Source organism: Pseudomonas sp. BP6 (genome assembly GCF_017875935.1).
Lineage (GTDB): Bacteria > Pseudomonadota > Gammaproteobacteria > Pseudomonadales > Pseudomonadaceae > Aquipseudomonas > Aquipseudomonas putida_Y.
The window spans coordinates 4,510,347-4,534,668 of sequence record NZ_JAGINI010000001.1 but is presented as its reverse complement, the minus strand read 5'-3'; the positions used below and the strand labels follow the sequence as shown (position 1 = coordinate 4,534,668).

Annotated in this window: 21 protein-coding genes, 1 tRNA gene and 1 pseudogene; 7 read left to right on the top strand and 16 right to left on the bottom strand. The window is 60.8% G+C overall.

Annotation, left to right across the window (positions count from 1 at the left end; translation table 11 throughout):
- Nucleotides 1-5: 5 nt before the first annotated feature.
- Together J3A98_RS20540 and J3A98_RS20535 are read right to left on the bottom strand one after the other, a co-directional pair.
- Entirely contained in the window at nt 6-1,505 is a 1,500-nt protein-coding gene (locus J3A98_RS20540; RefSeq protein ID WP_010951957.1) for a cytosine permease, read from the bottom strand.
- A 92-nt stretch (nt 1,506-1,597) separates the two neighbouring features.
- A complete protein-coding gene (locus J3A98_RS20535; RefSeq protein ID WP_176684949.1) occupies nt 1,598-1,987 on the bottom strand; it encodes a nuclear transport factor 2 family protein in 390 nt (129 codons plus the stop codon).
- 210 nt (nt 1,988-2,197) lie between these two features.
- Between J3A98_RS20535 and ycaC the strand changes: the two genes are divergently transcribed.
- From ycaC to J3A98_RS20500, 7 genes are all read left to right on the top strand, one after another.
- Complete coding sequence (ycaC, locus tag J3A98_RS20530; protein ID WP_209968059.1) at nt 2,198-2,818, top strand: isochorismate family cysteine hydrolase YcaC; 621 nt, start codon at nt 2,198-2,200, stop codon at nt 2,816-2,818.
- A gap of 106 nt (nt 2,819-2,924) precedes the next feature.
- Nucleotides 2,925-3,740 (top strand): polyphosphate kinase 2, encoded by an 816-nt coding sequence (gene ppk2, locus J3A98_RS20525; RefSeq protein ID WP_209968056.1) that lies wholly within the window; start codon nt 2,925-2,927, stop codon nt 3,738-3,740.
- Nucleotides 3,741-3,776: 36 nt separating this feature from the next.
- Nucleotides 3,777-4,973, top strand: a complete 1,197-nt coding sequence (locus tag J3A98_RS20520) for a monovalent cation:proton antiporter-2 (CPA2) family protein (protein ID WP_209968054.1) — start codon at nt 3,777-3,779, stop codon at nt 4,971-4,973.
- A 40-nt stretch (nt 4,974-5,013) separates the two neighbouring features.
- A complete protein-coding gene (locus J3A98_RS20515) occupies nt 5,014-6,111 on the top strand; it encodes an AI-2E family transporter (RefSeq protein ID WP_176684952.1) in 1,098 nt (365 codons plus the stop codon).
- Between the two features lie 3 nt (nt 6,112-6,114).
- A complete protein-coding gene (locus tag J3A98_RS20510) occupies nt 6,115-7,629 on the top strand; it encodes a TolC family protein (RefSeq protein ID WP_209968052.1) in 1,515 nt (504 codons plus the stop codon).
- On the top strand, nt 7,626-8,723 hold the full coding sequence (locus J3A98_RS20505; protein WP_209968050.1) for an HlyD family secretion protein: 1,098 nt from the start codon (nt 7,626-7,628) through the stop codon (nt 8,721-8,723). Before J3A98_RS20510 ends, J3A98_RS20505 begins: the two co-directional genes overlap by 4 nt.
- Nucleotides 8,713-9,735 carry a DUF2955 domain-containing protein gene (locus J3A98_RS20500; RefSeq protein ID WP_176684955.1) on the top strand — a complete coding sequence of 341 codons (1,023 nt, stop codon included), beginning with the start codon at nt 8,713-8,715 and terminating at the stop codon, nt 9,733-9,735. Before J3A98_RS20505 ends, J3A98_RS20500 begins: the two co-directional genes overlap by 11 nt.
- A 46-nt stretch (nt 9,736-9,781) precedes the next feature.
- Here the strand turns inward: J3A98_RS20500 and J3A98_RS20495 are convergent, their stop codons facing one another.
- The 14 genes and pseudogenes from J3A98_RS20495 to J3A98_RS20430 form a co-directional block, all read right to left on the bottom strand.
- On the bottom strand, nt 9,782-11,110 hold the full coding sequence (locus tag J3A98_RS20495; protein WP_209963902.1) for an IS110-like element ISPpu9 family transposase: 1,329 nt from the start codon (nt 11,108-11,110) through the stop codon (nt 9,782-9,784).
- A 340-nt stretch (nt 11,111-11,450) separates the two neighbouring features.
- Nucleotides 11,451-13,163, bottom strand: a complete 1,713-nt coding sequence (sulP, locus tag J3A98_RS20490; RefSeq protein WP_209968048.1) for a sulfate permease — start codon at nt 13,161-13,163, stop codon at nt 11,451-11,453.
- Nucleotides 13,164-13,339: 176 nt separating this feature from the next.
- Nucleotides 13,340-14,440, bottom strand: coding sequence for a redox-regulated ATPase YchF (ychF, locus tag J3A98_RS20485; protein WP_021784760.1), 1,101 nt, complete (start codon nt 14,438-14,440; stop codon nt 13,340-13,342).
- A 24-nt stretch (nt 14,441-14,464) separates the two neighbouring features.
- Entirely contained in the window at nt 14,465-15,049 is a 585-nt protein-coding gene (gene pth / locus J3A98_RS20480) for an aminoacyl-tRNA hydrolase (protein WP_012270476.1), read from the bottom strand.
- Nucleotides 15,050-15,128: 79 nt separating this feature from the next.
- Nucleotides 15,129-15,722, bottom strand: a complete 594-nt coding sequence (locus J3A98_RS20475) for a 50S ribosomal protein L25/general stress protein Ctc (protein ID WP_209968047.1) — start codon at nt 15,720-15,722, stop codon at nt 15,129-15,131.
- A gap of 118 nt (nt 15,723-15,840) precedes the next feature.
- Nucleotides 15,841-16,782, bottom strand: coding sequence for a ribose-phosphate pyrophosphokinase (locus J3A98_RS20470; protein ID WP_003247410.1), 942 nt, complete (start codon nt 16,780-16,782; stop codon nt 15,841-15,843).
- A gap of 48 nt (nt 16,783-16,830) precedes the next feature.
- Nucleotides 16,831-16,905 (bottom strand) — tRNA-Gln (locus J3A98_RS20465).
- A gap of 20 nt (nt 16,906-16,925) precedes the next feature.
- On the bottom strand, nt 16,926-17,786 hold the full coding sequence (gene ispE, locus J3A98_RS20460) for a 4-(cytidine 5'-diphospho)-2-C-methyl-D-erythritol kinase (protein WP_209968045.1): 861 nt from the start codon (nt 17,784-17,786) through the stop codon (nt 16,926-16,928).
- 4 nt (nt 17,787-17,790) lie between these two features.
- A complete protein-coding gene (gene lolB / locus J3A98_RS20455; protein WP_209968043.1) occupies nt 17,791-18,408 on the bottom strand; it encodes a lipoprotein insertase outer membrane protein LolB in 618 nt (205 codons plus the stop codon).
- Between the two features lie 4 nt (nt 18,409-18,412).
- Nucleotides 18,413-20,134 (bottom strand): tetratricopeptide repeat protein, encoded by a 1,722-nt coding sequence (locus tag J3A98_RS20450; protein WP_209968041.1) that lies wholly within the window; start codon nt 20,132-20,134, stop codon nt 18,413-18,415.
- A 255-nt stretch (nt 20,135-20,389) separates the two neighbouring features.
- Nucleotides 20,390-20,518: pseudogene (locus J3A98_RS20445) on the bottom strand (IS5/IS1182 family transposase); the annotation flags it as partial.
- An 84-nt stretch (nt 20,519-20,602) separates the two neighbouring features.
- Nucleotides 20,603-21,328: a phosphocholine cytidylyltransferase family protein gene (locus J3A98_RS20440; protein WP_209968039.1), complete on the bottom strand. Its 726-nt coding sequence runs from the start codon at nt 21,326-21,328 to the stop codon at nt 20,603-20,605.
- Nucleotides 21,325-21,927, bottom strand: coding sequence for a type 1 glutamine amidotransferase (locus J3A98_RS27005; RefSeq protein WP_245354980.1), 603 nt, complete (start codon nt 21,925-21,927; stop codon nt 21,325-21,327). The genes J3A98_RS20440 and J3A98_RS27005 overlap by 4 nt, the downstream gene beginning before the upstream one ends.
- Nucleotides 21,924-24,284 (bottom strand): PEP/pyruvate-binding domain-containing protein, encoded by a 2,361-nt coding sequence (locus J3A98_RS20430; RefSeq protein WP_209968037.1) that lies wholly within the window; start codon nt 24,282-24,284, stop codon nt 21,924-21,926. The genes J3A98_RS27005 and J3A98_RS20430 overlap by 4 nt, the downstream gene beginning before the upstream one ends.
- Between the last annotated feature and the right edge of the window lie 38 nt (nt 24,285-24,322).

Sequence of the window (24,322 nt, the reverse complement as noted above, 5' to 3'; positions counted from 1 at the left end):
TCCAGTCAGGCCATTTCGGCAGTGGTCACAGGCGTATGCGCGGTGCTTTTGCAACGCACCCATCGCGGGCCCAGGGGGCCATACACGCCAGCAGGTTCAGGGAACAGGTTGAGCAACAGCAGGTACAGCACGCCAGCCAGCCCCAGCGTGACCGGCAGGCTCAGGTCGATGCCGCCCGCCAGGTCACCCAGTGGGCCGACGAACTGCCCCGGCAGGTTGACGAAGCACAGGCCAACCGCCGCGCTGGGGATCCACGCCCCCATGCCGCGCCAGTTCCAGCCGTGCAGGAACCAGTAGTGGCCACCACGCTGGCCACGGGTGAATACCTGCAGGTCGTCAGCGTGGTAGAAGCCGCGGCGGGTAATCAGGCCAAGGATCATGATCACCATCCACGGGCTGGTGCAGGTAATGATCAGTACGGCAAAGGTCGATACGCTCTGCACGAGGTTGAAGGTGAAGCGGCCAATGAAGATGAAGCCGATCGCCAGCACGCCAATCAGCAGCGTGGCGCCGGCACGGCTGAGCAAGCGGGGGAACACGCTGGACATGTCCAGGCCGGTGCCATACAGCGCAGTGGTGCCGGTGGACATGCCGCCAATCACCGCAATCAGGCACACCGGCAGGAAGAACCAGCTAGGTGCAACTGCCAGCAGGCCGCCGACATAGTTGTTGGCGGCAATGTAGTCCGGTGCCTGGGTGGCTACCAGGGTGGCCGTACACAGGCCGAACAGGAACGGAATCAGCGTCGCCCCCTGTGCCGCGATCACGGCCAGCATGATGCGCGCCTTGGGTGTTTCACGCGGGATATAGCGTGACCAGTCACCCAAAAACGCACCGAACGACACAGGGTTGCTCATGGCCAGGATCGCCGCGCCCACGAACGCAGCCCAGAAACCCGCCTGGCCAAGGTTGACGCTGCCTGCGTAGCCCGCATCGAAGGGCCCGGCAAACGCGACGATGCCCAGCAGGAACAGCAGGCTCGAGGCCCAAACGGCAATCTTGTTGACCCACAGCATGAAGCGGAAGCCAAAGATGCATACCACCAATACCAGCACCGCGAACAAGCCGTAGGCCAGGCCCAGGGTCAGGTCGGTCTCTGGCAGGCCGGCCAGGCGCTTGGCACCACCGACCAATGCATCGCCCGAGCTCCACACCGAGAGCGAGAAAAACGCCACCGCCGTGAGCAGCGACAGGAACGAGCCGACGATGCGCCCGTGTACACCAAAGTGCGCACCCGATGAGACGGCGTTGTTGGTGCCGTTAAGCGCGCCGAACAGCCCCATCGGTGCAAGGATCAGCGCGCCGATGCCAACGCCGAGCAGAATCGCCCATACACCGGCCTGGAATGACAACCCGAAAAGCACCGGGAAGCTGCCCAGTACGGCGGTAGCGAAGGTATTGGCACCGCCGAAGATCAGGCGGAACAGGTCTAGCGGGGAGGCGTCGCGTTGATCGGCGGGGATCTGTTCGACGCCGTTGGTCTCGATACCGGTCGAATGGCTCATGGTGATGCTCCAGCGCGGTTGTTGTAGCCAGCGCAGTGCGCGGGCCTTTTTGTGGGTGCGATGGCAGGGCGGCAGCGCCGCGTAAAGTGTGATCAGGCCGGTGTTACGACCGACAGGTGCTCGTGGCAGGCCAGCCACTGGTCACCATGGCGGCGGAAGACAATGGTCTCGCGCTCGCTCAATGGGTGCTCTTCACCGCTGATGCGGATACGCGTGGCCACATCGTGCATGAAAATAGCCACGTCGCCGTGCAGGCTTACGTGGGCGTTCCCCGACTCGCAGGCAAGCACGGCAAAGTCCTCGGCCTGCCACTGGGCCCAGAGCTCTTCATAGGCGCGACGCGACAGCAGCGGATGCGCCAAGGTGTGGAATAGAAAGGTGGCGTCTTCGCTGAAGCAGGCGAAATAGCGGGCGGTGTCGTTGCTGGCGAACGCCGCGACGAGGTCGGCGGCGGCTTGCCGCACTTGAAGTGTCTGGTCCACGGGAGTGGCCTCACGGTTTATTGTGATTGTGGTGAAGCGATTCTGGTGGCGGTTGGCGAGGGGAAAAATCGCTGGCGGCAAATAATCAGTTCAGAAATTTGTGAAGTGATGGAGGGCACGCCACAACAGGCAAGCCGACTGACGGTCTCTCCCACCCTCCATCCTTGCCTACGCTGATACTCCCAACCCGCTGAAGCAAGGAGATCCACCGTGGCCTTCCAATACACGCGTCTGGACAAGAACAACGCAGCCGTACTGCTGGTCGACCACCAAACCGGCTTGCTCTCGCTGGTAAGGGACATCGACCCCGACCGCTTCAAGAACAACGTGTTGGCCCTGTCTGACCTGGCCAAATACTTCAAGCTGCCGACCATCCTCACCACCAGTTTCGAGACGGGCCCCAACGGCCCGCTGGTGCCGGAACTGAAAGAGCAGTTCCCTGATGCCCCCTACATTGCGCGCCCGGGCAATATCAACGCCTGGGACAACGAAGATTTCGTCAAAGCGGTAAAAGCCACCGGCAAGAAGCAGCTGCTGATTGCTGGTGTGGTCACTGAAGTATGCGTGGCCTTCCCGGCCCTGTCGGCATTGGAGGAGGGCTTCGAGGTATTCGTCGTCACCGACGCCTCCGGCACGTTCAACGAACTGACCCGTGACTCGGCCTGGCGACGCATGGAGGCTGCCGGGGCGCAACTGATGACCTGGTTCGGCGTGGCCTGCGAACTGCACCGTGACTGGCGCAACGACATCGAAGGGCTGGGTACCCTGTTCTCCAACCATATCCCGGACTACCGCAACCTGATGACCAGCTATAACAAGCTGGCCAAATAGTGCCTCCTGGGGGCTGCATGACAGCCCCCATATCAATCTGCAAGCGAAGCGGCAAACTGGCATTAATCGACCATACTGACTCTTCATTCGCCTTCAGGAGCGTGTCATGTCGAAGCCGTCCAGGAAGCCCCCAAAAAAACAGCCAGAAAAGCTGGGCGGTAAGGCGTACGAAAAAGCGCTCAAGAACCTGCATGTAGAGTTGGTGAAGCTACAGGAGTGGGTGGTCGCTAAGGGCCTGAAGGTATGCATTGTCTTCGAAGGCCGCGATGGCGCCGGCAAGGGTGGCACCATCAAGGCCATTACCGAGCGTGTCAGCCCGCGGGTGTTTCGTGTAGTGGCGCTGCCCGCACCGACCGAGCGGGAAAAGACACAGATGTACCTGCAGCGCTACCTGGGCCATCTGCCAGCGGCGGGTGAAGTGGTGATCTTTGATCGCAGTTGGTACAACCGTGCGGGCGTTGAGCGGGTAATGGGCTTTTGCTCTGGCGAGCAAGTGGACAAGTTTCTGACCGGTGTACCTGTGTTCGAGAGGGTCATGGTCGATTCGGGGATCATCCTCATCAAGTACTGGCTTGAAGTCAGCGCCGATGAGCAGACCCGGCGCCTGCAGGACCGCATCAACGACGGCCGCAAGCTGTGGAAGTTATCGCCGATGGACCTCAAGTCGTATACCCGCTGGGATGACTACACCCAAGCGCGTGACGATATGTTCCAGGCATCGGATACCGCTTGGGCACCTTGGTTCGTGGCCAATTCCAACGACAAACGTCGCGCCCGGCTGAATATCATCAGCCATCTGCTCAGCCGTATTCCTTACAAAGACATAACCCGCGACCAGCACGTGAAGCTGCCCAAACGCGGCAAGATCGGCAAGTACACGGCTGTCGCCTACCCGTTCAAGTTCGTCGAAGAACGCTTCTGAACCCCTCCCTGCCGGGAGCTGCGAAGGTACGAGTTCATGCCACATGACGGCAGCCTGTTGCAGGCGACGGTGGTATTCCTTTTGGCTGTGGTGCTTCTGGTACCGCTGGCGCAGCGTCTGAAAATGGGCGCAGTACCGGGATACCTGTTGGCGGGTATCCTGATTGGTCCGTCGGTGTTTGGCCTGCTTGGCAATCCGGACAACGTGGCGCGGCTGTCGGAAATGGGCGTGGTCATGCTGTTGTTCGTGATTGGCCTGGAGCTGTCCCCAAAGCGTCTGTGGACCATGCGCCGGGCGCTATTTGGCGTCGGCAGTCTGCAAGTGGGGCTGACCGCCGTACTGCTTGGGCTACTGGCATTCTGGCTGTTCGACCAATCGAAACCTGCCGCCATCGTGCTGGGCCTGGGCCTGGCGCTGTCGTCCACCGCCTTTGGCTTGCAGGTACTGGCCGAGCGCAAGGACCTGGGCAAACCTCATGGCCGCCTGGCCGTGGCCATCCTGCTGTTCCAGGACATTGCCGCCATTCCCTTGATTGCAGTGGTGCCGTTGCTCGGTGGCGATGTCAGCACCGCTGACGAAGGTGCCTGGCCCTTGTTGGCTGTGGTTGTCGGCATTGGTGTGCTGATTGTTTTTGGCCGCTATCTGCTGACCCCGATATTCAAGTGGACGGTGGGTTCGGGCCTGCCTGAACTGTCGACCGCCACGGCCTTGCTGGTCGTGCTCGGCACCGCTTGGTTGATGGAGCATGTGGGTGTGTCAATGGCGCTGGGGGCCTTCCTGGCCGGCGTACTGATGGCTGAGTCGCCGTTTCGCCACGAACTGGAAACCCAGATCGAGCCTATCAAAGGCCTGCTGCTGGGATTGTTCTTCGTTGGCGTAGGTATGAGTGCCGACCTGCGCTTGCTGTTCGGCATGCCGCTGATGGTGTTGGGCCTGACGTTGCTGCTGGTCGCTATCAAGCTGCCCTTGTTGTATGGCCTGGGGCGCACGATGGGTGGGCTCAACAAGGCCCAGGCGCTCTGCCTGGGCGTGGTGCTGGCTTCGGGGGGCGAGTTCGCCTTCGTGGTGTTCAAGCTGGCGCTGGAGCACCAGGTACTCACCCCGCAGGTACACGACCTGCTGGTGCTGGCCATCACCCTGTCGATGGCGGTGGTGCCCTTGGTCATGATGGCCCTGGCGCGGCAGATGCGCGATGACAGCCCTGCTCAGGCATCCCCTGAAACGGGCCAGTGAATTGCGCCTTGCTGGCGCATTGAATATCGGGAGGTGAATCATGCAGTCGAGTTCCAGGCTGGACAGCGCCCTTTCGCGGGGCTTGCTCGATGTGCTCATCAAGGCAGGCCTGGTGGCAGTCTTGGTGACCTTCGCCTTTCAGGTGTTCCAGCCGTTCCTGGAGTTGATGCTGTGGGCGGTGATTCTGGCGGTCACCTTGTACCCATTGCATTGCCGCATCCAGCGCCGCACCGGGTTCAGGCAAGGTTATGCGGCGACGCTGTTGGTGCTATTGGTTCTGGTAGTGCTGCTGGTGCCTATCTACCTGGTGGTGATGTCCATCGGCGAATCGGTGGACAGCCTGGTGACGCTACTCAAGAGCGGCGCCTGGAGCGTGCCGGTCCCGCCTGATTCGGTGGCGACCTGGCCACTGATCGGGCCGAAGGTGCATGCGCTGTGGTTGGCGGCCTCCGAAAACATGGCCAGTGTGCTGAACCAGTGGATGCCCCAGATCAAGGGGGCCGGGCTAACGGTGCTGGGCGCTGCTGCCAGCGCCGGTGGGGCCTTCCTGCTGTTCATCGGCGCAATCATTATTTCCGGGGTCATCATGGCCTTCGGTGATCGCGGTGAAATCGCTGCGCAGCGTATCGCCATGCGGGTATCAGGCGAAGAGCGCGGTAAACCCTTGGCCAAGCTGTGCACCGCCACCATTCGCGCGGTGGCGCAAGGGGTGATCGGCATTGCCTTCATCCAGATGTTGCTGATCGGTGTCGGTTTTGTCGTCAAAGGAGTTCCCGGTGCCGGGATGCTGGCCATCGCCATCCTCATGCTGGGCATTGCACAGGCCCCGGCGACGCTGGTTACCGTGCCGGTGATCATCTATATGTTCAACGTCGAAGGTTTTACCGTGGCGACCATCATTTTTGCCATCTACACCTTCGTCGCCGGCCTTGCCGACAATGTGCTCAAGCCGCTGCTGCTGGGGCGCGGGGTTGATGTACCGATGCCGGTGGTACTGATCGGGGCATTGGGCGGCATGGTGGTCAAAGGCATCATCGGCTTGTTCATCGGCCCGGTAATCCTCGGCGTGGCGTACGTGCTGTTCTGGCAATGGGTTGCGCTGCAGGTGCCGGAGCAACCGGCACCACCCGCCGCTTGAGCCATGCCCAACCGCTGCTATGGCCTGGGGCTGCTGATGGTGCTGGCTGGTTGCACTCAGGTTGGTCCGGATTTCGAGAAGCCCCAAGCGCCGTGGCTGGACGGCTGGAGCACGCCAATGCTGGAGCAGGCAGGGCACAGCGCGGCGGCCCCCGACCTGCGCCAGTGGTGGGCGGTGTTTGCCGACCCGACGCTGGATGCGCTGATAGCCGAAGCCGATACCAACAACACCAACCTGCGCGTGGCTGGCCTGCGTATCGCTGAAGCCCGTGCCCAGTTGGCCATCGTGCAGACCGGGCGTTATCCGCAGCTGCAGCAACTGAGTGCGCAGAGCCTGTACCTGAAGCAGAATCAGTCTGGTACGCCTTCGGCCCGTGATTCAGTGTTCTGGCAATCCAGCGTGGGCTTCGACATCGGCTGGGAAATTGACTTCTGGGGCCGCTTCAGTCGCGCCATCGAAAGCGCCGACGCCGCCTACTTCGCCTCCCAGGCCAACTACGCCGACGCCATGCTGCTGCTGCGTGCGCAAGTGGCCGACACCTACTTTGCCCTGCGTACCGCCGAAGCGCGGCTGGCTATCGCGCAAGAGAACGCCAAGCGTCAGGCGCGTAGCCTGGAGATCACTGAGCGGTTGTTCCGCCACGGCGAAAATGACGAGCTCGACTGGCAGCAGGCGCGTACTCAATATCTGGCGACCCTGGCCACCATTCCCGAGTTCGAGAACCAGCTCAATGCCCTGCGCAATGTGCTGTGCTCGCTGCTCGGCCGCCCGCCCGGGCCGCTGCCGCAGCTGGCGGTCGGCCATGGCCAGCTGCCCTTGCCTGACCGGGCAGTGTTGCAGGATGTACCTGCCAGCCTGCTGCAGCGCCGCCCGGACATCCGCGCCGCCGAGCAGGCAGTAGCAGCGCAGTCGGCACTGGTCGGGGTGGCCGAGGCCGATCTTTATCCACAGCTGAGCTTGCTCGGCAGTATCGGCTGGACCTTTTTATCGGCCAATCATCTGCCCGACACCTTCGACCTGGCTGCTGGCCCAAGCCTGATCTGGAACCCGTTCGACTATGGCCGGCGCAAGAACACCGTACGCGTGGAGGATGCCCGCTTGCAGCAACTGATCGAGCTGTACCAGCAGGGCGTGCGCGAAGCCGCCCGTGAGGCCGACGATGCTGCCAGCGGGCTGGTGCGCTCGCTGCAGAGTGCAACCATTCGCGAGCAGGCCTCTCAGGCTGCGCAGCGCTCGCTGAATCTGGCCAGCTCGCAGTATCGCGAAGGCTTCGCCGATTTTCAGCGGGTGCTCGATGCTCAGCAACTGCTGTTGCAGCAACAGGACGGTTACCTGGTCAGCCGTGGCAACGCGGTCAGCAGCCTGGTGACTTTGTACAAGGCTCTGGGTGGTGGTTGGGATGCCAGCCGCGCGCCGATCGACCCGGCCATCCGCCGGCAAATGCAGCAACGCACCGACTGGGGCGAGTTGCTCGACGAGCCAGCCCCCACCGCGCATTCACAGGGTGAAACCGAATGAGCGACGCCACGCCAACGCCGCCCCCGTCAGCCCCGGATCGCGGCATGCGCTGGGTGCTGCTGCTGATTGCCGTCAGCCTGCTCTGGTACTTGCTGGCTGACCGCTATACGCCGTACACCCAGCAAGCTCGCCTGCAGGCTTACGTAGTCCCGGTGGCCGCCGAAGTGGCCGGGCAGATCAAGCGTGTGGCCGTAGGCAATAACCAGGAGGTGCGCCAGGGTGATGTGCTGTTCGAACTCGATCAGGAGCAGTACCGCATTGCCCTGGCCCGAGCCGAAGCCGACCTCGATGCCGTGCGCCGGCAGATCGGCGCCAGTACCGCCGGCATCGATTCGGCACAGGCAGCGCTGGTGGCAGCCCAGGCCAATGAGCGCAAGGCGCGGCAGGACGCCGAGCGCCTTAAACGGCTGATTGACGAAGACCCCGGTACGGTGTCGGTGCGCCGCCTGGAAGGCGCCCAGGCCAACCGCGACCAGGCCATCAGCCAAGTGGCGGCGGCCCGCGCCGAGGTAGAGCGCGCCCGTGAGCAGCAGGGCGGGGCACAGGATGACAACGCCCAACTGCGCAGCGCTGCGGCCAATGTGGAAAAGGCGCGCCTGGACCTTGCCCGTACCGTGGTGCGGGCTGACGCGAACGGGCTGATCACCGATCTGCGCACAGACGTTGGCCATTATGTCGGGGCGGGCAGCCCGATGATGACCCTGATCAGTATCCATGACGTGTGGATAAGTGCCGACATGACCGAGAACAACCTCGGTCGCTTGCGCCCTGATACCCCGGTGCTGGTAGTGCTCGATGCGCTGCCTGGCACCGTGTTGAAGGGGCGCATACGCAGCATTGGCTACGGCGTTAGCGTGGGCCAGAGCACGCCGCCGGGTACGCTGCCGACCGTGAAGAACAGCCGCGAGTGGCTGCGTTCGGCGCAGCGCTTCCCGGTGATTGTCGAGCTGGAGCGCGACCAGCTTCAGGACAAGACCGTGCTGCGGGTCGGTGGTCAGGCCGAGGTCATGGCCCTGCCTAGCGAAGGTAACCCAATGAACCTGCTGGGCCGGTTGTTCATGTGGCTGATGAGCTGGCTGTCGTATGCCTATTGAATTGCGCCGCCTGCGCGCACTGCGCCTGGCCTGGGGCGTGGCGCTGTGCCTGGCGGTGAGCTTTGGTATCGGCTTGCCGGTGCCGATCCTGGCGCCGGTGTTTGCGGTGCTGTTGCTGGCCATGCGCAGTCAGCCATTGCCCCTGCGTGCAGCACCGGCCCTGGCGTTACTGGTGCTGCTCGCATGCGGCAGCGGTTTGCTGCTGATTCCGCTGTTGCGCCATGCTCCGTTGGCCGGGGTGTTACTGGTCGGGGTGGGTGTTTTCCTGACCTTGCGCTATGCGCTGAAGGGCGGCAACGGCTTGCTGGCCAACCTGCTGGTGATCGGCCTGACCATGATCGCCGCTGCCGGTACCAGTGACTTCACCCTGGCACTGTCGGTGGTCGAAGCGCTGGCCAAAGGCATGCTGCTGGCAGTGCTGGGCACGTCAGTGGCGCATTCGTTGTTCCCCGAACCTGCCAATGCGCCAGCACAGCCGGTGCCGCCGCTGCTGGGCAGCGAGCATGTCAGTTGGGTGGCGCTGCGTGCCACGTTGATCGTGATGCCAGCCTTTCTGCTGGCATTGATCGCCCCTGACCAGTACATGCCGTTGATCATGAAGGCCGTGAGTGTGGGGCAACAAGCAGGCGAAACCCGCGCGCGGCACGCGAGCCGAGAGCTGATCGGTTCAACCTTGCTTGCCGGGGTGTTGGCAATAGCGCTATGGGTAGCGCTGAGCCTGTTCGTTCACCTGTGGATGTTCTTCTTGTGGGTACTGCTGTTCGCCCTCTGGCAGGCGCGGCGCCTGTACCAGGCGGTGCTGAGCCGGCAGAGCCCGGCATACTGGGTCAGTTGCCTGACGACCATGCTGATCTTGCTGGGGCAGTCGGTGCAGGACAGTGCTGCTGGGCAGGATGTGTACAAGGCGTTTGCGGTGCGTATGGCGCTGTTTCTGGCGGTATCGGTGTACGCCAGCGGCATGTTGATCTGGATTGACCGGCTTCGGAGTCGGCGCGGGCTTCTTAGCGGTTAAGCCCGGCTCTCATCAAACAAAATGCAACCCACTGTTTTCTAAGCACTCAAGCGGCCACCAGCTGATACCCCAGTTTCCGGGCTTTGCGGAGCAAAGCCCGGACCTGCCGGTCTTGGCTTCTGGTTTCGAACTCCTCAAGACCTTTTTCAACATAAGCCTGCTTCTTGGTTAAAAGGTTGTACACCAGACGTGCCAACTGATGCGCAGTGGCCTTGATGGCGCAGCTGGTATCCATTCGAGTCAGCCTGGCTCGGTGCGATGCACCAATGAAACCCTTGTCGTTACGGGCATTGGATGCAGCCTGCTTGAGTGCTTGAGCTGCTCGATTGACTATTTTTGGCCCGCCACCTGCCAGTCGATGACCGCCGGAAATTCGGGTAGGGGGAGACAGTCCCAACCAAGAGCAGAAGTGCTGTGAGGACGGGAAGCGTGATAGATCTGTACCGATCTCCCCTGCCAGCACTAATGCAGTGTCCACCCCAATGGTTGGAATTGCGGTTAGGTCCACGCCAAGAACCTTCCACAATGTCTGATGCAATTCAGTCTGTCGGGCACCGTTTCGGTGCGGGCTCCGTAAAGGCTTATTGGATGGCTCTGGCTTGTTTTGCAGCACCGGCAACTGCTCTAACGCGGCTTTTATGGCGTCGTCACAATCAGCAATTTGCTGCTCCAGGAAGTCATAGGCAGCCAATTCCTGAGTTAGCGCATGCAAATGCTCGCGCCGCCAATTGCCATGAAGACTCCGAGCGACAGCCTCCTTGCCTGCCTTGATGCGGCGGTCGGTCAGTTCAGCCAGTTGCACTGGGTCCCGTTCACCTGCGCAGATGGCTCGCAAAATCTTCATGCCAGTTACGCCGGAAATATCACTGATGACATTGGCCAGCTGGATGTTCATTTGGCTCATGGCCTTTTGCATCCGGTTCAGCGTCTGCGCCTGGTCTTTCACTTTGGAAGCACGCTGCCTGACCAATGACCGGACGCAGCAGGTCAGATCATCGGGGCGGAATGCGCCTCTGAGCAGTCCATGAGTCATCAGTTGCCAAATCCACTGGCAATCCAGCACATCTGATTTACGGCCCGTGATTTGTCGAGTTGCTCTGGCATTGACGAGATAAACCTCAAAACCGCGCTCGCTGAGAATCTCGTAAATTGGAATCCAATAAACTCCCGTAGATTCCATGGCAACGACCTTGATCCCCAGGCTTTCAAGCCAGTTAGCCATCTTGAGCAGGTCGTCAGTAAAGGACGTGAACGACTGGACGGGATTTTCGTGCCGGGGATCGACCGCCACGAAATGCTCTCGACCACCGACATCGATCGCCGCGCAATCGGGATGGACGACGGTAAAGCGTTGCTTGGAAGGCTTGCGCGCCATGATGAATCCTCGCAGGATAAAGGGCGCGCGGGGCACACGGTGGCGAAAGGGTTCACTCTCTCATACGTGGTCACAGCTGAATCAGCTGATGCCTACAGGGACTTCACGCCGATACCGTGCGGATCACTCTCCCACGCGGGTGTGCGCACACACACCAGTGCTGGCTACGATCTCTGTCCCGCGCACACGAACCCTAACAAAGCAAAAGGCGGCTGGCCCTACCGGGCCAACCGCCTTTTCTTTTTCAACATGTCAGCGTCGCTGCGGATCTAAAGCCGTACACCTCATGTTTGCTGCGCGACAGCGCAGCCCGGAAGGGCTGGGTGATCTCCCAGGAAACTCAGGGTTGCCAATCAACCCCACTCTCTTCCAGATAGGCATCCACCGCTGCGCCCACCGTCGGATGAAAGGCCTTCTCCCCTATAGGCTCGAACAACTCGAACTGCCGCATCTTGTCCTTCACCGGGTCCTTCATTTCGGCAAACTGCAGCTCCACCCCTCGCGCTTCCAGTGCCCGGTCCAGCTCGGCCAGCATGTCCGCTGAAGTGATATCGATGCTGGTCACGGGCTCAGCGGCAATCACTACCCGCTGCACAGGCGTTGGCGACGCGTCCACCGCCGCCATCACCGTGTTCTGGAATTGTTCGGCGTTGGCAAAGAACAACGGCGCGTCCCAGCGCAGCAGCACCAGCCCTGGAATACGCCGGGCTTGTGGATAACGCTGTATGTCATGGTATCCGCGCAGCCCATCGGCCCGGCCGAGCACCGCGTAGTGCGGCCGCCAGCCGTCCCACAGGAACTCGATTACCGACACCGCCACAGCAATGCCGATACCGGGAATGGCGCCGAACACCGCCACGCCGACAAAGCAGGTGAACGACAGCCAGAACTCCCACTGCTGCATGCGGAAGATACGCTTGAGGTCAGCAAATTCGAACAGCCCCAGTGCTGCGGCAATGACCACCGCAGCCAAAGCACTGTTGGGCAGGTGTTGCATCAGATCGGGGGCTACCAGCAGCAACAGGGTCACCGCCAGCGCGCCGATGATGCCGGTGAGCTGGGTTTGCGAGCCGGCGGCTTCAGCCACGGGGGTGCGCGATGAACTGCTGCTGATCGGGATTCCCTGAAACAGCCCCGAGGCTAGGTTGGCGACGCCCAGGCCGAACATTTCCTGGTTGGGGTTTACCCGCATCTTGAGGCGTGCAGCATAGGAGCGTGACAGCACACTGGTGTCGGCGAACGACACCAGCGCTACTGCAATCCCGCCCAGTAACACTTCTATCAGGTCGATGTCGCTTACCCAGGGGAAGACGAAGCTGGGCAGGCCCTGGGGCAATTGCCCGAGTACCTTGACGCCCACCTGATCAAGGTTGAACAGGCTCACTGCCAGCGTCGCCAGTACCACGGCGATCAGGATGCCCGGTAGGCGCTTGAACGGTTTGAGCAGCAGAATCAGCCCCAGGCTACCGGCACCCACGATGAAGCTTGGCCAGTGCCCTTGGCCGGCGAACAGCGCCTGGCCCAAGTACCAAAGGTCGCGCAAGGGCCCTTCGCTGTCGACTTTGATGCCGAACAGCTTGGGCAACTGGCTGATCAATACGGTCAGGGCGATGCCGTTCATGTATCCATAGCGGATGGGCTTGGACAGCAACTCGGTGATAAAGCCCAGGCGCAGCAGCCCGGCAATCACACAGAACGCCCCGGCGACCAGTGCCATCATGCTGGCGATGGCGATCGCCCGCTGCGGGTCGCTGGCGGCGTACTGCACCACCACAGCCAGGATAGGCGCGGCCAGCGCCGAGTCCGGGCCCAGCACGAGGATGCGGCTGGGACCGAACAGGGCGTAGGCCAGCAGGGGGATGATGGTGGCGTACAGGCCATAGATGCCGGGGACGCCGGAAGCCTCGGCGTAGGCGATGCCCACAGGTACCAGCATGGTGGTGAGCACCAGGCCGGCGGCGATGTCCTTGGGTAGCCAGGCTGCCTTGTAGTGGAGCAGGGTGACCAGGCCGGGTAACCAGCGTTGCCAGTCGAAACGAGTGGGTTGGGGCATGGTGTCGGCTCTGGGCGAGAAGGGCGCTGAACCTCAGCTTAGATGCTGGGGGCGGGGGCCGCTTTGCGGCCCAGCGCGACACAAGGCCGCCCCTGCAAAGGGCGCGCATGCCAGGGCAAAACAAAACCCCTTGAAGCGCAAGCCTCAAGGGGTTTGTGTGTGCTGCAGGCTACTGCTTAGACGTTGAAGCGGAAGTGCATCACGTCGCCGTCTTTGACGATGTAATCCTTGCCTTCCAGACGCCACTTACCGGCTTCCTTGGCACCGGCTTCACCCTTGAACTGGATGAAGTCGTCATAGGCCACCACTTCAGCGCGGATGAAGCCTTTTTCGAAGTCGGTGTGGATAACGCCGGCTGCCTGCGGGGCAGTGGCACCGACGCGAACGGTCCAGGCGCGTACTTCCTGCACGCCGGCAGTGAAGTAGGTCTGCAGGTTCAGCAGCTCGTAACCGGCGCGGATCACGCGGTTCAGGCCAGGCTCTTCCAGGCCCAGGGCCTCGAGGAACATGTCCTTCTCTTCACCGTCTTCCAGCTCGGCGATTTCTGCTTCGATCTTGTTGCACACCGGCACCACTACCGCGCCTTCTTCCTCGGCAATGGCCTTGACCACGTCCAGGTGCGGGTTGTTGTCGAAGCCGTCTTCGGCCACGTTGGCGATGTACATCACCGGCTTGCTGGTCAGCAGGTGGAAGCCACGGATGACGGCCTTTTCGTCGTCAGCCATGTGCTTCATCAGGCTGCGCGCGGGCTTGCCTTCGGTGAAGTGCGGGATCAGCTTTTCCAGAATGGCCTTTTGCGCCAAGGCTTCCTTGTCGCCGCCCTTGGCGTTGCGGGCTACCTTCTGCAGTTGCTTTTCGCAGCTGTCGAGGTCGGCGAAGATCAGTTCGAGGTCGATGATCTCGATGTCACGCTTGGGGTCGACGCTGTTGGAAACGTGGATCACGTTCTCGTCTTCGAAGCAGCGCACCACGTGGGCAATGGCGTCGGTCTCGCGGATGTTGGCGAGGAACTTGTTGCCCAGGCCTTCGCCTTTCGAGGCACCGGCAACCAGGCCGGCGATGTCGACGAACTCCATGGTGGTCGGCAGGATGCGGTTTGGCTTGACGATCTCAGCCAGCGCAGCCAGGCGAGCGTCGGGCATAGGTACGATGCCGCTGTTTGGCTCGATGGTGCAGAAAGGGAAATTCTCCGCCGCGATGCCAGACTTGGTCAGGGCGTTGAACAGGGTGGACTTGCCGACGTTGGGCAGGCCGACGATGCCGCAATTGAAACCCATGGGTATTCCCCTCTCTAAAGGAAATCAGGCCTTCTGGCTGTGCAGCTCGCGCATCGCCTTGGCGAAATCGCCGGCGAGCACGTCCGGCAGCACGCCGAGGGCAAAATCGATGCTGGCGTCGAGCTTCTCCTGCTCGGCGCGCGGCGCGCGGCCCAGGACGAAGTTGGATACCAGTTTGGCGTCACCCGGGTGGCCGATGCCAAGCCGCAGGCGGTGGAAGTCGTTCTGGTTACCGAGCTGCGCGATGATGTCGCGCAGGCCGTTGTGCCCACCATGGCCGCCGCCGCGCTTGAGCTTGGCAACGCCCGGGGGCAGATCGAGTTCGTCGTGTGCCACCAGTATCGCTTCCGGCTTGATGCGGAAGAAATTGGCCAAGGCCGCTACGGACTGGCCGCTGCGGTTCATGTAGGTGGTGGGGATCAACAAACGAACGTCGTTGCCCTGATGGCTGAATTTAGCCGTCAGGCCGAAATACTTTTTGTCAGCGGTCAGCGAAACACGCTGGGCGCTGGCAATGCGTTCAACGAAAAGAGCCCCTGCGTTATGCCGGGTCTGTTCGTATTCGGGGCCGGGGTTACCCAGGCCGACGATCAACTGGATGGCGGTCACGTCAGGGGCTCTTCCTTGGAGTTGGTGGGTTACAGTGCGCGCGGCACTGTAACCCGATCAACGCCGGCGTGCGAGTGGATTACTCGGCAGCGCCTTCTGCTTCTGGAGCAACGCGTGGAGCGTGAACGTTGGCAACAGCTTTGTCATCACCGTGGGCCAGAGCGACGAACTCTACGCCTTTCGGAGCTTTCAGGTCCGACAGGTGGATGATGGTGCCGACTTCGGCGTTGGCCAGGTCAACTTCGATGAACTCAGGCAGGTCTTTGGCTTCGCAGGAAACTTCGATCTCGGACTCAACGTGGGAGATCTCGCCGCCTTTCTTGGCCGGGGCTTCTTCGTTGATGAAGTGAACCGGAACCTTGGCGGTCAGTTTCTGGCCAGCAACGACGCGGACGAAGTCAGCGTGCATGATGAACTGCTTGGCTGGGTGGCGCTGCATGGCCTTGATGATGACGTTCTGCTTAACACCGTCAACGTTCAGCTCGATAACGTGGCTGAAGGCAGCTTCGTTTTCGAACAGCTTGGTGATTTCCTTGGCCAGAATGGTCAGGGATTGAGCTTCTTTATCACCACCGTAGACAACGGCTGGGATGCTCAGCGAGTGACGCAGGCGGCGGCTCGCACCTTTCCCCAGGTCAGTACGCGCTTGGGCGTTCAGAATAAAATCAGTCATTTTGTTTCTCCAAAATAGCCCCCCGAGGGCGTTTGCGACCAGCGCCAACGGGGATGGCAAAAAAGCCCCGCCCCAACACAGGTTGGGGCGGGGCGCTTCACATCAACACGTGTCCCGCTTAGCGGAACATCGCGCTGATCGATTCTTCGTTGCTGATGCGGCGTACCGCTTCAGCGACAACCGGTGCGATATCCAGCTGGCGGATACGGTCACAGGCTTGAGCAGCGGCGGACAGCGGAACGGTGTTGGTCACCACCAGCTCGTCCAGTACCGACTTCTCGATGTTCTCGATCGCGCGGCCCGACAAAACAGGGTGCGTGCAGTAGGCGTAAACCTTGGCAGCGCCGTGCTCTTTCAGGGCTTTGGCCGCGTGGCACAGGGTGCCGGCGGTGTCGACCATGTCGTCTACCAGGATGCAAGTGCGCCCTTCGACGTCGCCGATGATGTGCATAACCTCGGAGTGGTTAGCCTTCTCGCGGCGTTTGTCGATGATACCCAGATCGACGCCCAGGGACTTGGCGACAGCGCGTGCGCGCACGACACCACCGATGTCCGGGGAAACGATCATGAGGTTCTCGAAACGCTGGTCTTCGATGTCGTCAACCAGTACGGGCGAGCCGTAGATGTTGTCGACGGGGATATCGAAGAAGCCTTGGATCTGGTCAGCGTGCAGGTCGACGGTGAGTACACGGTCGATACCTACGACAGTGAGCATGTCAGCAACGACTTTGGCGCTGATGGCTACACGTGCCGAACGCGGACGGCGGTCCTGGCGGGCATATCCGAAGTAAGGAATCACGGCGGTGATTCGGGATGCTGAGGAGCGGCGGAAGGCGTCGGCCATCACTACCAGTTCCATCAGGTTATCGTTGGTCGGAGCGCAGGTCGGCTGAATAATGAAAACGTCTTTACCGCGAACATTTTCATTGATCTCAGTACTGATCTCGCCGTCGGAGAATTTACCGACAGAGACGTCACCGAGAGGGATATGCAGCTGACGTACGACACGCCGAGCCAGATCGGGGTTAGCGTTCCCCGTAAAGACCATCATCTTGGACACGCGCAGTACCTGAAGGCTGAGGGTATACCTGGATGAGTATAAGGAAAATGGCAGGGGCGGCTGGATTCGAACCAACGCATGGCAGGATCAAAACCTGCTGCCTTACCGCTTGGCGACGCCCCTGTATCTGTTGCTGCGAACGCTCATGCGCTCGACTTCTTGACCAGACTTTGCAGCTTGCGATGCAACATCGAAATATTGCTTCCTTTCGCCACAAACCCTGTTTGGGTCGCTGAAAGAAGGGCCAGAACTTTATCAGCTTCGGCTTTGCTTGGGAAGGCCCCAAACACACAACTTCCAGTGCCGGTTAGTCGAGCCTCAGTGAATTTTCCCAGTGAATTCAACGCATTGCGAACTTCAGGGTAATTCTGCTCTACCACCGGTTGGCAGTCATTTCGACTGTTTCCCTCGGGAACGGGGCGCATCTTAAGGGGGAGAGAATCACGTGTCAACTGTGGATGTGAAAAAATTTCTACTGTGCTGACAGACACTTGCGGCACCAGCACGACATACCAGGGTTCGATCGGGTCGACCGGGGTCAGTTGTTCGCCTACGCCTTGCGCGAATGCTGCGTGGCCGCGTACGAACACCGGCACATCGGCGCCCAGGCTCAGGCCCAGTGCGGCCAGGCGGTCTTCGTCCCAGTCCAGTTGCCACAGGTGGGCGAGGGCCAGCAGGGTGGTCGCGGCGTCCGAGCTACCGCCGCCGATACCACCGCCCATGGGCAGTAACTTGGTCAGCCAGATGTCGGCACCTAGGGTGGTACCCGATTGCGCCTGCAACATACGCGCGGCCCGCACGATCAGGTTGCTGTCGTGGGGGACTGCCTCGATCTCGGTGTGCAAGTGGATCACGCCATCGTCACGCAGGGCGAAGCTCAGTTCGTCGCCGTGGTCGAGAAACTGGAACACCGTTTCCAGCTCGTGGTAACCGTCCGCGCGGCGGCCGATGATGTGCAGCCACAGGTTGAGCTTGGCCGGGGCGGGCAGGGTGAGCTTGTGCATGGGATCAGTGCCCCAGCTGGCGTGGCTGCCAGTCCTTGACCACCAGGGTTACGTCCAGGTCCTTGCCGTGCAGCTTCAGGCGCTCGGGCAACCAGTAGCCGTTCTGTTCGGTGTAGCTCAGGTACTGCACCTGCCAGCCATCCTGGTCCAGGCTGGCCAGGCGGCTGTCGCCGTCCAGGGTCAGCTTGCTCTTGCTGTCGGGAGCGGGCAGGCCGCGAACCCACCAGACCAGGTGCGACACCGGCAGTTGCCAGCCCAGTTGCTCTTCCAGCAGCGCTTCAGGGCTGGCAGCTTCGTAGCGGCCCTGGTTGGCCACCTCCAGCACGACGCCACCCGGGCGGCCGGTCAGGCGTGCGGCGCCACGACCCAGTGGGCCGGCCAGGCGAATGTCATAGTAGTCCTGGCGTTGCAGCCAGAACAGCGTGCCGCTGCCAGAGTCGCGCGGGGCACGGATGCCTACCTTGCCGCTGATCTGCCAGCCATCAAGGTTGCTCAGTTGCTCTTTATGGGCGCGCCACTGTTGCGGGTCGCCGTGGCCCTGCAGGGCTTCTCGGCTACCGAAGCCGGCACAGCCGGCCAGCAGGGCGATCAAGGTAAAGGTGATGCAATGGCGCAGGAACATGGCGTTAAAGAGTCTCGGATCCGGTCAGGCGCAAAAGGGTCTTGCGCAGGATAGGGCTGTCGGCCTGGGCTTCGAAGCCCTTGGCCCATACATGGCGAGCTTCGCGGCGCTTGCCGTTGGCCCACAGCACTTCGCCCAGGTGGGCGGCCACTTCGTGGTCGGGGAAGTTGGCAAAGGCCTGGCGCAGGTAGGTTTCAGCGACGTCGAGGTTGCCCAAGCGATAGTTGACCCAACCCAGGCTGTCGAGCACTGCCGGGTCATCGGGGGTCAGTTGGTGGGCCTTGTCGATCAGCACCTTGGCTTCGGCATAGCGGGTGGTTCGGTCGGCCAGGGTGTAGCCCAGGGCGTTCAAGGCCATGGCGTTTTCTGGCTCGCGGGCGATGATGGCGCGCAGGTCTTTTTCCATCTGCGCCAGATCGTTGCGCTTTTCGGCCAGCATGGCGCGGGTGTAAAGCAGGTTGAGGTCGTCCGGGTAGCGCTGGATGGCTTGCTGCAGCACCTGGTTGGCCTGGGCGTCCTTATTGTTGTTGCTATAGCTTTCCGATTCGATCAGGAATAGCTGGATGGCGTAGTCTGGCTGGGCTTCGCGTGCTTCGGCGAGCAGGCGCGAGGCATCACTGCCGCGGCCGTTGGCGATCAGGATGTCGGCCTGGCGCAGCTGTGCCGGCAGGTAGTCTGGGCCTGGGCCGACCAGGGCGTATTCACGCAGAGCGCCTGCAGGGTCGTGGCGCTCCTCTTGGATGCGGCCCAGGTTCAGGTGCGCGGCGTCGACGTTGCTGTCTCGCTCGACCAGTTCCTGCAAGTAGCCTTCGGCTTCATCCCAGTCTTTGTTCTCAAGGCACACCAGCGCCAGCGAGTAGCGCAACTCGTCATCATCGGGGTATTGCTGGACCAGGCTGATGAATTCGCCTTTGGCATCGGCGATACGATCCTGTTCGACCAGGGTGCGAGCGTAGGTCAGGCGCAGGCGTTTGTCGTCCGGGTTGTCGCGAATTGCCCCACGCAGCAGTGGCAGGGCTTCCGGACCACGGTCCAGGGCCTGCAGCAGTCGGGCGCGCAGCAGGATCGGAGCGACTTCGCCGTTTTGTGGCGGGTGCGACTCGAGCAGTTCCAAGGCTTCTTCTGTCTTGCCGTCCTGGTTCAGCAACAGGGCCTTGCCGAATATCAGCTGGCCGTTGTCGGGGTATTTCACCAGCAGGCGTTCGAAACTGTGTAGCAGGCCGTCGCGGGTGCTCTGGTCGGTTTCGGCTGCGGAAAGGGCGAGGAAGTCGAAGTGGGTGTCGCCCTTGCCCTGCAGTACCTTTTCCATGTAGGTCATGGACTCGTCATAGCGACCGGCGCGGGCCAGCTGGATGGCGGCGGCGCGCTGTGCGTCGAGGTTCTGCGGGTCGTTGCGCGCCCAGACCAGCGCATTCTCCAGTGACGGCTCGTCGGCGCCGAGGTACTCGGCAATGCGGTAGGCGCGCTCGGAAACCCCAGGATCCTGGGTTTTTGCCGCCTGATCGGTGTAGTTGGCCAGGGCGATGTCGAAACGGTTGCGCTGGCCGGCCAGCTCTGCCACCAACAGGCTATAGAGTGTGTCCTGCTTGAACGAGCCATACACCACGGGCTTTTCCGCCTCCCCCTTGCCAGCTTCGGCAACGGGAGGCTCGGCCTTTTGCGGGGCCAGGCTCTGGCAGCCCTGGAGCAGGGCGAATGCAAGCAGCAATGCGTATGGTTTGTTCATAGAAAGGCTTATAGGAGGACTCACCGGCGGTCGGAGCATGATGACACAAGCGTGGAGGCAAACCCACCTGCGAAGGTCGTGGTTTACAGGCTGGGTGGTGCTGAGTAGGACAGCGGGGTGGGGGAGAGGTTCGAGGGGGCTTCTGACGCAATGACCCAGCCCCTGCCTGTATATTTTACGTCCCTGGAAGCAGGAAATGGGAGAGCACAAGCGCCATGAGAAGCGTAAAGTGCGGAGTTAGGGGCTGTTCCCGTTTCACATGGGTAGCCAAAGAAAGGCGCAGGCCATGGCCACTGCGCTTTCATAATTCCGCTTGAGCTTGTCGAAGCGCGATGCGGCCGCCCGCTAGTGCTTCAACCGGGCGAAGGCGTTTTCAACCAGGTGCAGCCTGAAAAACCTTGAGCCATTTACCCGCCGCGATCCTCGAATCTACCGTCAGGGTTAGTCGCACCGACAATTTTGTCGAGATCACCGGTCAGGATAGATCCGCTCGTATAGTGCCACGTCGCTGGGGCAGTCAATTTCTCCCCAGGGAGCGTGCGTCGCCACGCCGGCGACTGGAAAACCTTCGCTGACTAGTGTCCCTAAAAGCGATGTCATGTCAGTTTGGTCGCGTGCCTGAGGCGTGAGCCCTTGCAATTGCTTTGTCAACGCCTGCCAACCCGCTGGCGTGACTTTGAACAAGCCCATGTACTGGCCCTGAATGACTTCAAGACTGGTAGCGGTCTGTCCAATAGCGCTCACCCATCCATCGACTAAGCGGAAGTTCTCCAGATCTGCTAGCGGATCGTTGAAGCGTTGCTGCCAGAGACGCACTGCAGCGGGATCGTAGCCCAGGACAATATCGGCTGGATGGTTAATTAGCTCGGATACTAGGGTGCTGTCGTAGAAGATGTCACCGTAGCTAACAAGGCAAGGCTCTGCGCTCAACCAATCGCTGGCGCAATTTAGAGAGCTGAAAATACCGGAGCTGTGCCAGCGGTGGTTGTGAAACAAAGTGTCGGCGAATGGTGTAAGCATTTCGCTTCGATAGCCTGCAACGATGCCAACCTCGCTGACATCGCATCGACGGAGCGTTTCAATCGCGCGCTGTAGCAGTGGCACACCGTTAAAGGGTACCAAGGCCTTGGGGCGTTCATCGGTCAGGGCTTGTAAGCGGCTCCCGCGACCAGCAGCAAGAATGATGGCTTTCATGAAAAAGCTCCAAAGGCATGTCGCACACGTTGAATATCCAATGGATCGGCAGGTAGTTCTCGCTCGGGGTGCCACATGATCCCGGTATGCCGACGGTGGTCGTCATACACAGCCTCGATCACGCCGTCGTCGGCCAGGGCTAGTACGCGGTAGCCGTCGGGCGCCTCGCGAAAGCCGTATTCATGATAGGAATTCACTCGCCGCCGTTGTTCTTGCATGTTGATCATGTGCTCACCTACATGGCCGGCCAAGCGTTCCAAAGTGCCGCCAGCTCGCGTCAACATTACCTGCATGCCGCGGCATACACCGAGCACCGGAAGCCGTAGATTTTCCGCAAGATCAAGCAAGACCCTCTCAGTGACGTCGCGTGTGTCGGCTGTCCCACTGAGGGCCTGGCAACTCCCTCCACCAGTAAGCAGGAGGCCCTGAGGGCGCAATGATTGGACTAACGCCATGCTGACTCTCGGATCGTTTGGAAGGTACAGCGGGGTCAGCCCACATTGGCCTAAAAATTCAACCCAGCGCTGGTCGAGCGCGTCCCGCCATTCCTGGCGTTCGGCGTTGAACTGCCTGAGCATGGTCAGCCCAACCAAAATCATGCCAGCACCTGTATACGCCGCTCGGCGCAGTCGAGCAGCAGGCTTGTCGCCGCCAATAGGGTTTTGAATCGAGTATCGCCCACGCCGATAGCTGCGGGAATGGCGAACTCTCGCGCTCGGATCGACATATGCGAGTTCTCGCCTCCGTAGGCGGTGATGAAACCAGCAATGCGGTGGGTAAAAATCCAATCAAAACCCGGATCAGCGTTTTCGATTAAGACAATGCAACCCTCTATGTCCGGTGCCAATTGCCCTGGAAGCACATGGGCCACCCGCGCATGAGTGGCACTTCGAGTGATGAAGTTGGGATTGCACCAGTGCACTCGATGGCCGAATAGATCTTGCGGCTGACAGATGATGCTTGGCGTACGGACTAACTGCGTTTCATACCAGCGGCAGCGGTTGTGGACAATCGCTTGGTGCAAACGTTTGCGATCAATGTCGGCGTAACCGCGGGTAAAGTCGGTGATTTGCGCAAAGCTGAGTTGGTCGCGGTCAAGACCATGTACCTCACCCCAATCGCATAGTGAGCGCAACACATCCGAAACAAACGCTGCATAGAGGTATTTGAGCTTCTCGCGCGATGCAATAGCGGCTTGAGCAAATTGGAGGAACTGCTCGGCGGAAACGTTAAGACCGCACTGGTCGAAAGCTTGCTGCATGGCGTTGACCTGGGCCCGAGATACAGTTAGCCCGTTCGTAGATTTTGGGGGGCGTTGTAATGGGCGCTGCCAGTCAAAATAACTCTCCGGAGTCTCGTCGTAGCGCGCCACACGTATATCGTAGGTCCCCGGCCGGACATGACCGTGGAGCTTTAGGAAATCGTCCTTATGCAACGTCTGGAAATCGCTGGCCATCTCGCGACCGATACTATTGATCCCTCCGGTCACATGATCGATGAAACCGGCAGATACTACCCCCGCTGTTTCCAGCGATTTAATTATTGCGGTACCTACGAACGCTGCACGGGCAGCGCCAGCGAATACTTCAGCGACCACGTTGGCCGCCGATAGAGCATTCCTCATACGTTGCAAGGACTCGCCCCGAGGTTGCCTCGCCATTAAACTCTGCACCTTGTCAGTAATACTCGGTAGACGTGTCAGGTCGGAGAAGAACGGGCCGCTGGGGGAAATAATGTGCTCGGTCAACTGGCGTAGCTCGTTCAAGTAGCATTCGTGCTGCTTGGTACTAAGAGTCCGGAGCGCCGGCAGCGCGGCAGCGGCATCGGGGCTAGTAAGCTCTGGCGTGAAGCAAGTAGGAATGATCGCGAACTCGATCTTGTCATGCAGATGAGGATGCATGGCCAAGTACTCGCCGCACTGTTCGACTACGCGCTCGGCAACATCTTGAGGTACCGAGGCCGGGATGAATGACTCGATGCTGTGGGCAATGCAGATGTAAGGAGAGCCACCCACCTGGTACATCAGCGGTTTGCGCCGCAGATCCCGGTAGCCGTATCGGAATCTGGCAGAGGCCCAATTAAGGTCAGTGATCAGCTCCTTATATAGCGAGTAGGCTAGCGCCCGCGGCTTGGTACCGATCATTTCCGCCGGGTTCCAGTCCGGCATAAGGCCAAGGAAGGCGGTCGACGTAGGACGCAGATGGTGTTGCTTGCAGATCAGCTCTTCGAGCTGGGAAACCTCGTGCTCCAAAACTTTGCGTAGTTGGGCGTCGGCAAGTGCGCTGGCATTACGGGGCCCATCTGCGGTCATGGGACGTACTTGGAATAGCAGAGGGCCATCGACAGTGATCGCGAACTCTATGTCCAAGGCATCGCGCCCGGTTAGAACTTGTACCTCTTCGAGCAAAGCAAACAGCCCTGGTAATTCCGCAGGCTCGCTTGCCGCTTCGCTGCCAAGGGAGACGAAAGCATGCACAGTCTCGTTGCCGGTAGTGACACCGTCAGTACTGGCACCTGGTACATAGTCAACTACGTAATATGGCAAACCCGTCTCTGGATCACGGGTCATCGCCACTCCGCTGGCCAATACTCCTCTCGCCATCTGCTGCACCAGCACCTCATCGCGCTCGCGAGCTAGGCCGTAGGAGGCGATCACCGTCTTGATGGCTTCGCCGAGTGCCTGGCCGCCACACACATCTAGAACTGACGCGTACATTCCTGCACCGGAATGGCCGTCGCGGTCTTCGGCTAGGCAGCTGGATCGTACAATCAGCGGCTCATCGCCAAAGAACGCCTGACAGTGCGCGATCACTGCCTGCCAGTCCTCCCGCCACTGTGCCACGGTGAATCGATGAAGGGGCAACACTTGCCCGGTGCTCAGAAGTGGTGCCAGTTGCTGCAGGGTATCGGCCTTGCCGGAAAAAGCGAACACGGGAGAAGGATTTACTGAGTGCATATGTCTTCCCTAATCAGTCGAATCAGTCCGTTGCAGGG

Coding starts and splice junctions, on each gene's coding strand:
- J3A98_RS20475 (WP_209968047.1), bottom strand. CDS start 15,722: ATGACTGATTTTATTCTGAACGCCCAAGCGCGTACTGACCTGGGGAAA.
- J3A98_RS27005 (WP_245354980.1), bottom strand. CDS start 21,927: ATGATTTTGGTTGGGCTGACCATGCTCAGGCAGTTCAACGCCGAACGC.
- J3A98_RS20520 (WP_209968054.1), top strand. CDS start 3,777: ATGCCACATGACGGCAGCCTGTTGCAGGCGACGGTGGTATTCCTTTTG.
- J3A98_RS20505 (WP_209968050.1), top strand. CDS start 7,626: ATGAGCGACGCCACGCCAACGCCGCCCCCGTCAGCCCCGGATCGCGGC.
- J3A98_RS20510 (WP_209968052.1), top strand. CDS start 6,115: ATGCCCAACCGCTGCTATGGCCTGGGGCTGCTGATGGTGCTGGCTGGT.
- J3A98_RS20430 (WP_209968037.1), bottom strand. CDS start 24,284: ATGCACTCAGTAAATCCTTCTCCCGTGTTCGCTTTTTCCGGCAAGGCC.
- J3A98_RS20450 (WP_209968041.1), bottom strand. CDS start 20,134: ATGAACAAACCATACGCATTGCTGCTTGCATTCGCCCTGCTCCAGGGC.
- J3A98_RS20495 (WP_209963902.1), bottom strand. CDS start 11,110: ATGGCGCGCAAGCCTTCCAAGCAACGCTTTACCGTCGTCCATCCCGAT.
- J3A98_RS20500 (WP_176684955.1), top strand. CDS start 8,713: ATGCCTATTGAATTGCGCCGCCTGCGCGCACTGCGCCTGGCCTGGGGC.
- ychF (WP_021784760.1), bottom strand. CDS start 14,440: ATGGGTTTCAATTGCGGCATCGTCGGCCTGCCCAACGTCGGCAAGTCC.
- J3A98_RS20440 (WP_209968039.1), bottom strand. CDS start 21,328: ATGAAAGCCATCATTCTTGCTGCTGGTCGCGGGAGCCGCTTACAAGCC.
- sulP (WP_209968048.1), bottom strand. CDS start 13,163: ATGCCCCAACCCACTCGTTTCGACTGGCAACGCTGGTTACCCGGCCTG.
- J3A98_RS20515 (WP_176684952.1), top strand. CDS start 5,014: ATGCAGTCGAGTTCCAGGCTGGACAGCGCCCTTTCGCGGGGCTTGCTC.
- ispE (WP_209968045.1), bottom strand. CDS start 17,786: ATGCACAAGCTCACCCTGCCCGCCCCGGCCAAGCTCAACCTGTGGCTG.
- ppk2 (WP_209968056.1), top strand. CDS start 2,925: ATGTCGAAGCCGTCCAGGAAGCCCCCAAAAAAACAGCCAGAAAAGCTG.
- lolB (WP_209968043.1), bottom strand. CDS start 18,408: ATGTTCCTGCGCCATTGCATCACCTTTACCTTGATCGCCCTGCTGGCC.
- J3A98_RS20540 (WP_010951957.1), bottom strand. CDS start 1,505: ATGAGCCATTCGACCGGTATCGAGACCAACGGCGTCGAACAGATCCCC.